General features: G+C 61.6%; 10 protein-coding genes. 6 read left to right on the top strand and 4 right to left on the bottom strand.

The window, feature by feature from the left end; genetic code table 11:
• Positions 1 to 11: 11 nt before the first annotated feature.
• A complete protein-coding gene (gene trxA, locus ACFQ6H_RS29465) occupies positions 12 to 383 on the bottom strand; it encodes a thioredoxin (RefSeq protein ID WP_214890358.1) in 372 nt (123 codons plus the stop codon).
• Positions 384 to 457: 74 nt separating this feature from the next.
• Positions 458 to 1,453 carry a helix-turn-helix domain-containing protein gene (locus ACFQ6H_RS29460; RefSeq protein WP_378449765.1) on the bottom strand — a complete coding sequence of 332 codons (996 nt, stop codon included), beginning with the start codon at positions 1,451 to 1,453 and terminating at the stop codon, positions 458 to 460.
• Positions 1,454 to 1,666: 213 nt separating this feature from the next.
• Between ACFQ6H_RS29460 and ACFQ6H_RS29455 the strand changes: the two genes are divergently transcribed.
• Positions 1,667 to 2,596, top strand: a complete 930-nt coding sequence (locus ACFQ6H_RS29455) for a DMT family transporter (RefSeq protein WP_378650378.1) — start codon at positions 1,667 to 1,669, stop codon at positions 2,594 to 2,596.
• Here the strand turns inward: ACFQ6H_RS29455 and ACFQ6H_RS29450 are convergent.
• Positions 2,541 to 3,116, bottom strand: coding sequence for a 2'-5' RNA ligase family protein (locus ACFQ6H_RS29450; protein ID WP_378650376.1), 576 nt, complete (start codon positions 3,114 to 3,116; stop codon positions 2,541 to 2,543). The two genes, ACFQ6H_RS29455 and ACFQ6H_RS29450, sit on opposite strands and share 56 nt — an antisense overlap.
• Here ACFQ6H_RS29450 and ACFQ6H_RS29445 point away from each other — a divergent pair.
• The 4 genes from ACFQ6H_RS29445 (at position 3,082) to ACFQ6H_RS29430 (ending at position 6,972) form a co-directional block, all read left to right on the top strand.
• Positions 3,082 to 4,179 (top strand): isocitrate/isopropylmalate dehydrogenase family protein, encoded by a 1,098-nt coding sequence (locus tag ACFQ6H_RS29445; protein WP_378650373.1) that lies wholly within the window; start codon positions 3,082 to 3,084, stop codon positions 4,177 to 4,179. The genes ACFQ6H_RS29450 and ACFQ6H_RS29445 overlap by 35 nt on opposite strands.
• Positions 4,180 to 4,373: 194 nt before the next feature.
• Positions 4,374 to 5,258 carry an ABC transporter substrate-binding protein gene (locus ACFQ6H_RS29440; RefSeq protein ID WP_378650371.1) on the top strand — a complete coding sequence of 295 codons (885 nt, stop codon included), beginning with the start codon at positions 4,374 to 4,376 and terminating at the stop codon, positions 5,256 to 5,258.
• Positions 5,258 to 6,214, top strand: coding sequence for an amino acid ABC transporter permease (locus ACFQ6H_RS29435; RefSeq protein ID WP_019748635.1), 957 nt, complete (start codon positions 5,258 to 5,260; stop codon positions 6,212 to 6,214). Before ACFQ6H_RS29440 ends, ACFQ6H_RS29435 begins: the two co-directional genes overlap by 1 nt.
• A complete protein-coding gene (locus ACFQ6H_RS29430; protein WP_019748634.1) occupies positions 6,211 to 6,972 on the top strand; it encodes an amino acid ABC transporter ATP-binding protein in 762 nt (253 codons plus the stop codon). Before ACFQ6H_RS29435 ends, ACFQ6H_RS29430 begins: the two co-directional genes overlap by 4 nt.
• Positions 6,973 to 6,975: 3 nt before the next feature.
• On the opposite strand, the gene ACFQ6H_RS29425 is transcribed toward ACFQ6H_RS29430, so the two are convergent.
• Entirely contained in the window at positions 6,976 to 7,821 is an 846-nt protein-coding gene (locus tag ACFQ6H_RS29425; RefSeq protein ID WP_378650369.1) for a class I SAM-dependent methyltransferase, read from the bottom strand.
• Between the two features lie 356 nt (positions 7,822 to 8,177).
• Between ACFQ6H_RS29425 and ACFQ6H_RS29420 the strand changes: the two genes are divergently transcribed.
• Positions 8,178 to 8,585, top strand: a 408-nt coding sequence (locus ACFQ6H_RS29420; RefSeq protein ID WP_378650367.1) for a S1 RNA-binding domain-containing protein, incomplete at its 3' end; no start/stop codon positions are given.

Here is an 8,585-nt window from a genome sequence, read left to right as displayed (position 1 = left end):
GCCTTCTTTCGCTACTCGGCAGAGGCGGTCTGCTCTGCGATCTGCTTGCGGACCTCGTCCATGTCGAGTGCCTTGACCTGAGTCACCAACTCTTCGAGCTGAGCGGCAGGAAGTGCGCCGGCCTGGTTGAACACGAGAACGCCTTCACGGAAGGCCATGATCGTGGGGATGGAGCGGATGTTGGCGGCCGCCGCGATTCCCTGCTCGGCTTCGGTGTCTACCTTGGCGTGAACGACGTCGCTGTGCTTCTCGGAGGAGGCTTCGAACGTCGGCGCGAACTGGCGGCACGGGCCGCACCAGGAAGCCCAGAAGTCCACGAGAACGACGTCGCTGCCGTTGATCGTTTCGTCGAAGTTCTGCTGGGTGAGTGTCTGGGTGGCCACAGGGGTCCTTTCCATTGTGCGGGCTGTTGGTGTGTGCAACGCCCCGGAACCGCTGATTCTTCCCTGAGTGGATTTCAGCTTGCGTTCTCGGTCGCCCGAAACGTCCGGCGGTACGCCTGGGGCGTGGTGCAACGCAGGCGAATGAAGTGCTGGCGAAGTACGGCGCCGCCGCCGAATCCGACGCGTTCTGCGATGACGTCGACGGAGAGGTCCGAATTCTCGAGTAGTTGCTGGGCAGCCAGTACTCGCTGATCGCTGAGCCAACGCGCGGGGGTAGTCCCTGTTTCCGCCTGGAAACGGCGTGCAAAGGTGCGAGCGGACATGTTCGCTCGCGCTGCAACCATGCCCACAGTGAGGTCGACGGCGAGGTTCTCCGTCATCCAGTCGAGGAGCGGGGCAAGAGTTGCGCTCGGCGTCGAGGTGAGGGGAGTGGCGACGTACTGAGCCTGACCGCCGTCACGATGGGGCGGTACCACCATCCTTCTCGCGATGCCGTTGGCCACGCGAGAGCCCTGTTCCTTGCGGACGATGTGCAGGCACAGATCGATTCCTGCTGCGGTGCCGGCACTGGTGAACACCGGATCTTCGTCCACATACAGCACGTCCGGATCGACCTTGGCTTCCGGATACGTCTGGGCCAGCCTTTCGGCGTGACGCCAATGCGTCGTGCATCGCTTCCCGTCCAGCAGTCCCGCCGCCCCGAGGACAAACGCGCCGGTGCACAGGCTGGCCACCTTGGCGCCCCGGGCCACGGCCTCACGGAGCTTGATCAGCAGGGGATCGACACTCGAGTCGGGACTCGGTGAGCACATGTACGCGTCGCCTGCGTCGTAGGTGCCACCGGCGGAAACGACGATGAGATCGGCGTCATCGAGAGAGTCGAGGTTGTACGGAACATCGATGTTGTAGCCGAAGCGTGTTCGGATCGGGCCCGGAACTGCGGCGATCAGAGAGAAGTCGTACGTCGGGAGGCCGTCGTCGGATCGGTCGAAGCCGAATACTTCACATGCCACGCCGAGTTCGAACGCCTCGGTCATCGGCATCAGTGGGACCACCACTTTCGCGAGCATCTTTCGAGTGTGACAGAAAAACGGCAAAGTGGCAGAAAATCGTCCAAGTCTGGCTTTTCTGCCACTATTGAAGGGCGCGGCCTTGCGTCAGGCTGGACACATGGCAATCATCGTCATTACTCTCCTGGTCCTCCTGGTCCTGAACTTACTAGCTCTTGCCGGCCGTACGCCCGACACCCGTCACGACGTCAGTCCTCATGGAGACTTCACTCTGTGAGGGTGAGTCTGGTTTTTCAATACACCGCAGCTGCGGTGGTGTGGGGAGCCAGTTTCCTCTTCATGAAGATCGGGCTCGAGGGTTTGTCCTTCACGCAGGTAGTTCTGTGGCGCTTGGTCTTCGGCGCTCTCGCGCTTGTTCTCGTGTCAGCGGTGAGTCGGATCGGCATACCGAGGGACTTTCGCGTCTGGAAACACATGGCGTTTCTCGCAGCGACGCAATGCATTGTGCCGTGGCTGCTGTTCAGTTGGGCCGAGCAGAGCATGTCTCCCGGACTCGCGAGTATCTACAACGCCACCACACCATTGATGACTATGGCTGTCTCGCTTGCCTTTCTGCCGGGTGAGACGCTGACGCGATACAAATCGCTGGGGTTGCTGCTCGGATTCGCCGGAGTGCTGATCGTGTTGGCGCCGTGGAATCTCGGCGTCGGCGGAAGCCTCAGTGCTCAGATCGCCTGCCTGGGAGCGACTGCGTCGTACGGGATTTCGTTTGTCTACCTCAGACGCTTCGTGCTTCCGCTCGGGATCGACACCCGTACTATCGCGCTATTGCAGATCTGTATCGGTGCACTCGTGATGGTCCTCGCCTCTCCGGTCATCGCGAATACACCGATGCATCTGACGCCGGCAGTTGTCCTGTCGATGATCGCGCTGGGCGCGCTGGGGACTGGGCTCGCGTTCATCTGGAACACCAATGTGGTTCAAGGGTGGGGGCCGACTGCAGCGTCGACTGTCACCTACCTCAGCCCAGTAGTGGGCGTCGCGCTCGGGGCAATAGTGTTGAACGAGAGGATTGGCTGGAATCAGCCGGTTGGTGCACTCGCGGTGATCGCGGGAATCCTGGTGACCCGACGAGCAACCCGATCTGTCACAGTGGCGGCGTCAGTAACCATTCCGCCTTCTGTTCGCCGTCCCAGCGCCTGATCGCTCCACTGCGCCCGTGAATCACGTCGGTGCCGACCAGAGCGATGGCCTCACCCAGACGTGCAGGTTCGACGCGCCGGGCCAGCGTCACATGCGGCGTCCACCCGCCAGGCTCGACGTGGGCGGGTAGCGCAGTCGAGCCGACTGTTGCTTCGGCTATCTCTCGGTGCAGGTGAAGGAGCGCGCGCGAAGGAATGACCGAGCGGGCCAAGACCATCTGCTTGCCGCCGAATACGACGTAGCCACCCAGCCGGATTTCGAAGTCCGGGGCCGAGAAGCGTCGCTTCAACAGTTCGTCGATCTCCGCGGGGATCTCGCGGGCGACGAACAGCGTGATGTGCGGGCGGTTGGACGGGCTGTGATGGGACGCCTGACTCGGGAATCCGGCGTCGGCGAGAAGCTGCCATTGCGCGCGGACTGCCGACTCACTCACCGGATCGAGGAGCAATTCCACCGACTGGACCATGGTGAGCAATGATTGCCTGATGACAGGTGCGAGCGCAATCGGTACGCCGGCCATGCGGCTGGGACTCATGCACGGCGACGGAATCGGCCACGAAATCGTCCCGGCGACACGGCAGATCGTGGACGCGGCGTTGTCAGCGGTTCATGCGCCGCCCGTCGAGTGGGTCGAGCTTCCGCTCGGGAGCACGGCCATCGACAGCCATGGCACACCGATTCCCGACGAGACCATCGATGCGCTGGGGCAGCTGCAGGGTTGGATTCTCGGACCGCACGACAGTGCGTCCTATCCGGAGAGGTTTCGCGGACAACTCACACCCGGCGGCGTCATCCGGAAGAAGTTCGAGTTGTTCGCGAACATTCGACCGGCAGCAGCGTTTCCCGGTGTCAAGGCGATGGTGCCCGACATGGATCTGGTGATCGTCCGCGAGAACACCGAGGGGTTGTACGCGGACCGGAACATGGCAGTCGGCAGCGGCGAATTCATGCCGACGCCCGACATCGCCTTGGCAGTCGGTGTGTTCACGCGCGCGGCGTGTGAACGGATCGCACGCACTGCCTTCGCGTTGGCGTCGCGTCGGCGCAATCACGTCACGATCGTCCACAAGGCCAACGTCCTCACGCTGACCACCGGCCTCTTCCGCGACGCCTGCCGAACCGTCGCCGCAGAGTTCCCACACGTAGTCGTCGACGACGAGCACGTCGACGCGATGGCGGCGCACCTGGTTCGGCGCGGCGGCGACTTCGACGTCGTAGTGACCGAAAACATGTTCGGCGACATATTGTCCGATCTGGCGGGCGAGCTGTCCGGATCACTCGGAACCGCGCCGTCGATCAACGCTTCCGAGACGCAGGTCATGGCTCAGGCCGCGCACGGTGCAGCACCCGACATCGCCGGGAAGAATCGCGCGAACCCAACGGCACTGTTCCTCTCGAGCGCGATGATGCTCGACTGGCTCGGCGATGCGCGTGGCGATCGGTTGTTGTCTGCGGCGGCAGGCCGGATTTCGGACGCCGTTCGCACGACCATCGCGTCGGGCATCGCCACCGCCGACCTCGGCGGTTTGGCATCGACCAGCGAATTTTCCGAAGTCGTGTACGCACACACTCTGCGTCGCTGATTCTTGTACGACAGGCCGGAATCTTGCGAAGTCGGCGACGGTGGAACTCCTGCCGTAACCTACCGTTCGACTGAATTTCGGATGGACGTTGCAAGTGCGGCGATCGACGAGTGGAGAGCAGAGTCGTGGTCGGTGAAAACGCACGGGCACCAAGGCCACGTGGCGTAGGTAGTGGCGCTGGAAGTGGCGGGGGAATGCGTGCCAACCTGGTGCGAGTCTTGTTGGTGGGCTTGATCGTCGCTCTGTGCGGTGGGTGCGTCACCAACAACGAGGGTCTCGTTCCCGAAGGACCTCCACTCGATATCCAGAAGGTGCCGGAAATCGCTGCTCTCCTGCCGCCCAAGGTGACGGAGTCGGGCAAGCTGCAGGTCGGGGTGAACATTCCGTACGCCCCAAACGAATTCAAGGACGCGGATGGCAACATCGTCGGCTTCGACGTCGACCTGATGAACGCCGTTGCGGCCGTGCTCGGTGTCGAAGCTGTCTTCAACCAAGCCGACTTCGACAAGATCATCCCCGCTATCCAATCGGGAAGCTACGACCTCGGAATGTCTTCGTTCACCGATTCCAAGGAGCGGGAGAAGACAGTCGACTTCGTCACGTACTACAGCGCGGGTATCCAGTGGGCGCAACGTCCGGACAATCCCGTCGATCCCAACAATGCGTGCGGATTGCGGGTTGCGGTGCAGACCACAACCACCGAGGACATCGACGAAGTACCTGCCAAGAGCGAGGCGTGCGTTGCCGCGGGCAAGCCGCCGATCGACAAGATCAAGTACGACAGCCAGGACGATGCGGCCAACGCGCTCATTCTCGGTCGAGTCGACGCGCTGTCCGCTGATTCGCCAGTGACCGGCTATGCGATCAAACGGAGCAAGGGGCGGATGGAAGCTGCGGGAGAACCCTTTGATTCGGCGCCGTACGGCTGGCCGATCGTGAAGGGTTCCGCCCTTGGACCCGCCCTGCAACAGGCAATGCAATACCTGATCGACAACGGCGTCTATCAACAGATCGCGCAGACCTGGAGTGTCGAGGCCGGCGTCATCGAAGTATCCAAGATCAACGGCGCGGAGAGCTGATGAACATGACAACAACTGAGACTGGCGATCCGGTGCCGATCAAGGCGATCCCACTACGTAGACCTGGTCGTTGGATTGCCGCGGTCGTCGTCGTGGTCCTCTTCGGACTGTTCGTATACGGCGCGGCGACCAACGAAGCCTTTGCGTGGGGGACTTACGGTCAGTACCTGTTCGACAAACGGATCTCCGCTGGTGCGTGGACAACGATCCAGCTGACAGTGCTGGCAATGGTGATCGCGATCGTCCTCGGTGTGATCTTGGCAGTCATGCGACTCTCTCCCAACCCGGTGCTTCGCGCCGCGGCCTGGGGCTATCTGTGGATCTTTCGTGGAACCCCGGTTTACGTGCAGTTGGTCTTCTGGGGCTTGTTCCCGTCGATCTACAAGAGCATCGATCTCGGTATTCCTTTCGTGCATCAGTTTGCGCACATCAATCTCCAGGACTTGCAGGCAGCGTTTCTGTTTGCGGTGATCGGTTTGGCATTGAACGAGGCCGCATACATGGCCGAGATCGTCCGTGCCGGCGTGAGTTCGGTCAACGAGGGCCAGACCGAAGCATCTGTCGCGTTGGGTATGACGTGGAGTCAGACGATGCGCCGCACGGTCTTGCCGCAGGCCATGCGCGTCATCATTCCGCCGACCGGTAACGAAGTCATCAGCATGCTCAAGACCACCTCACTCGTGACGGCAGTCCCGTACAGCTTCGAGTTGTACGGTCGAGCGCGCGATATCTCGGGCGCCAATTTCGAGCCGATTCCCCTGTTGATGGTTGCGGCAACGTGGTATCTCGCAATCACGAGTTTGCTCATGATCGGGCAGTACTACGTCGAACGTCACTATTCGAAGGGCGCAACTCGTGCACTGACCACGCGCCAGCTTCAAGCACTAGCCGACGCGCAAGGCAAAGCTACGGTAGTGGAAACGCTTCCGGACACACCCGGAGGAGAACGCAAATGACACCCATGGTGAAAGCCGACCGAGTCTGTAAGAACTTCGGCGCACTCGAGGTCCTGAAAGGGATCTCGCTCGAAATCGACCCCGGCCAAGTTCTGTGCCTCGTCGGACCGTCAGGGTCGGGCAAGTCGACGTTCCTGCGCTGTATCAATCACCTCGAGCAGGTCAACGCCGGCCGTCTGTACGTCGACGGCGACCTGGTGGGCTACTCGGAGAAGAACGGTAAGCTGTACGAACTCCACCCGCGAGCCGCGGCCAAACAACGCCGCGACATCGGGATGGTGTTTCAGCACTTCAACCTGTTCCCGCACCGCACCGCTCTCGAGAACATCATCGAAGCGCCGACGCAGGTCAAGCGTGTCAGCAAGAAGAAGGCCGTCGAACGAGCGAAGGACCTCCTCGATCAGGTCGGGTTGAGCGCCAAAGCCAACGCGTACCCGGCCCAGTTGTCTGGCGGTCAGCAGCAGAGAGTTGCCATCGCCCGCGCTCTCGCGATGGACCCCAAGCTGATGCTGTTCGACGAGCCGACGTCCGCGCTCGACCCCGAACTGGTCGGTGAAGTTCTCACCGTGATGAAGCAGTTGGCCAAAGAGGGCATGACGATGGTGGTCGTCACCCACGAGATGGGTTTCGCCCGCGAGGTCGCAGATCAGTTGGTGTTCATGGACGGCGGAGTTGTGGTCGAGGCTGGCGAGCCCCGCGAACTCCTGGCCAATCCGCAGCACGATCGGACCAAGGCGTTCCTGTCGAAACTGCTGTAGCCGTCAGGGTTTGACGGCGCTGAAAATTGCAGTGCCCGGAAAGAGTTGGCCGCGGAGGGGACTCCACTGTCCCCATTCGCGGTCCAACCACTCCGGCCATTCGGGCTCGATGATGTCGCGGATCTGAAGTCCGGCCGCGACGATCTCACGGACCCGGTCACCGATGGTTCGGTGATGCTCGACGTAGGTGGGGACTCCGTTGTCGTCGACCTCGACGTACGGGGTGCGGTCGAAGTAGGGGAGCGTCGCCGTCAATCCCTTGGGCCCGGGATCGTCGGGGAAGATCCATCGAATCGGATGGTTGACCGCGAAGACCCACGATCCGCCGGGACGCAGAACTCGGGCGACCTCGTTCATGACCCGTTGTGAATCGGCCACGAACGGGACGGCTCCGAACGCCGAACAGACGATGTCGAAACTCTCGTCGGCAAACGGCAGGAGTTCGGCGCTCGCCTGAATCAACGGGACTGCCGGTCCGCCGGCCTTCATTGCGTCCTGTCCGCGCGCGAGCATCCCCATCGAGATGTCGAGGCCGACGGCCCGAGCGCCGTGTCCGGCGAGCCACCGGGCACAGGGAGCCGAGCCGCAACCGACCTCCAAAACATCTTTGTCGACTATGTCGCCCAGCAAGTGATGATCGCCCTCGTGCAGTCCTTCGGGGCACCAGACGAATTCACCTTCTGCGCTGTTCACGCCCAGAAACTCGCCGTGGGTTCTGTGGTAATCGTCGGCGTCGGCGTCCCACCACGCGCGGCTGGCGCGGTCGCTTGCACTCGAATCGACACGGACCCGGCCGACACCGCTGGTACCGAGAATGGAATTGGCGGCGGCATGGCGCTCGTCAGACATGAACAACACAGTAGAACGGGTGACTCGGCCGCAGGGTACCCGGGTTTGCCCGGCAAGATAGCCGACGCGTAGTCTTACCCACGCGAGTGTCTGTCATCCGACCGATTGTCTATACGAGGTCTTTACCAAGATCATCTTGGCCAGGATCTCGGGAGTCAGTCGGAACGAGAGGGCTCGCGGTGCGGTTCTGCGGTGTGGAATGTGATCCGGTATTCGGTTGTTCGTTATTGATGCAGCTGGGTACATAGATCTAGTACTTCCAAAAAAAGTACTTCCAACATTTGTACGCCACAGTTGCGCATCTCGTCCGACAAAATCCATCAACCGACCACAACTCGTCCGGAGCAATTCAACATATGCCCTCCACAACCGTCACCTCGCCGCAGGTTGCCATTAACGACATTGGCTCCGCCGAGGACTTCCTCGCCGCCATCGACGCCACGATCAAGTACTTCAACGATGGTGACATCGTCGAAGGAACCATCGTCAAGGTCGACCGCGACGAGGTTCTGCTCGACATCGGTTACAAGACCGAAGGCGTCATCCCTTCTCGTGAGCTCTCCATCAAGCACGACGTCGACCCCAACGAGGTCGTCTCCGTGGGAGATGCGGTCGAGGCTCTCGTCCTCACCAAGGAGGACAAAGAAGGTCGACTGATCCTGTCGAAGAAGCGCGCTCAGTACGAGCGTGCCTGGGGCACCATCGAGGAGCTCAAGGAGAAGGACGAGGCCGTCAAGGGCACCGTCATCGAGGTCGTCAAGGGC

Source organism: Rhodococcus sp. NPDC056506 (genome assembly GCF_042794945.1).
In the GTDB taxonomy this organism is placed as follows: domain Bacteria; phylum Actinomycetota; class Actinomycetes; order Mycobacteriales; family Mycobacteriaceae; genus Rhodococcus_F.
The sequence above is the reverse complement of the archived record's forward strand: the minus strand, read 5'-3'. Positions and strand labels throughout refer to the sequence as shown.

What these genes read in the sequence shown, in the direction of transcription:
- ACFQ6H_RS29460 (WP_378449765.1), bottom strand. Translation starts at nt 1,453, where the DNA reads ATGCTCGCGAAAGTGGTGGTCCCACTGATGCCGATGACCGAGGCGTTC.
- ACFQ6H_RS29445 (WP_378650373.1), top strand. Translation starts at nt 3,082, where the DNA reads ATGACAGGTGCGAGCGCAATCGGTACGCCGGCCATGCGGCTGGGACTC.
- ACFQ6H_RS29450 (WP_378650376.1), bottom strand. Translation starts at nt 3,116, where the DNA reads ATGGCCGGCGTACCGATTGCGCTCGCACCTGTCATCAGGCAATCATTG.
- ACFQ6H_RS29440 (WP_378650371.1), top strand. Translation starts at nt 4,374, where the DNA reads ATGCGTGCCAACCTGGTGCGAGTCTTGTTGGTGGGCTTGATCGTCGCT.
- ACFQ6H_RS29435 (WP_019748635.1), top strand. Translation starts at nt 5,258, where the DNA reads ATGAACATGACAACAACTGAGACTGGCGATCCGGTGCCGATCAAGGCG.
- ACFQ6H_RS29430 (WP_019748634.1), top strand. Translation starts at nt 6,211, where the DNA reads ATGACACCCATGGTGAAAGCCGACCGAGTCTGTAAGAACTTCGGCGCA.
- ACFQ6H_RS29425 (WP_378650369.1), bottom strand. Translation starts at nt 7,821, where the DNA reads ATGTCTGACGAGCGCCATGCCGCCGCCAATTCCATTCTCGGTACCAGC.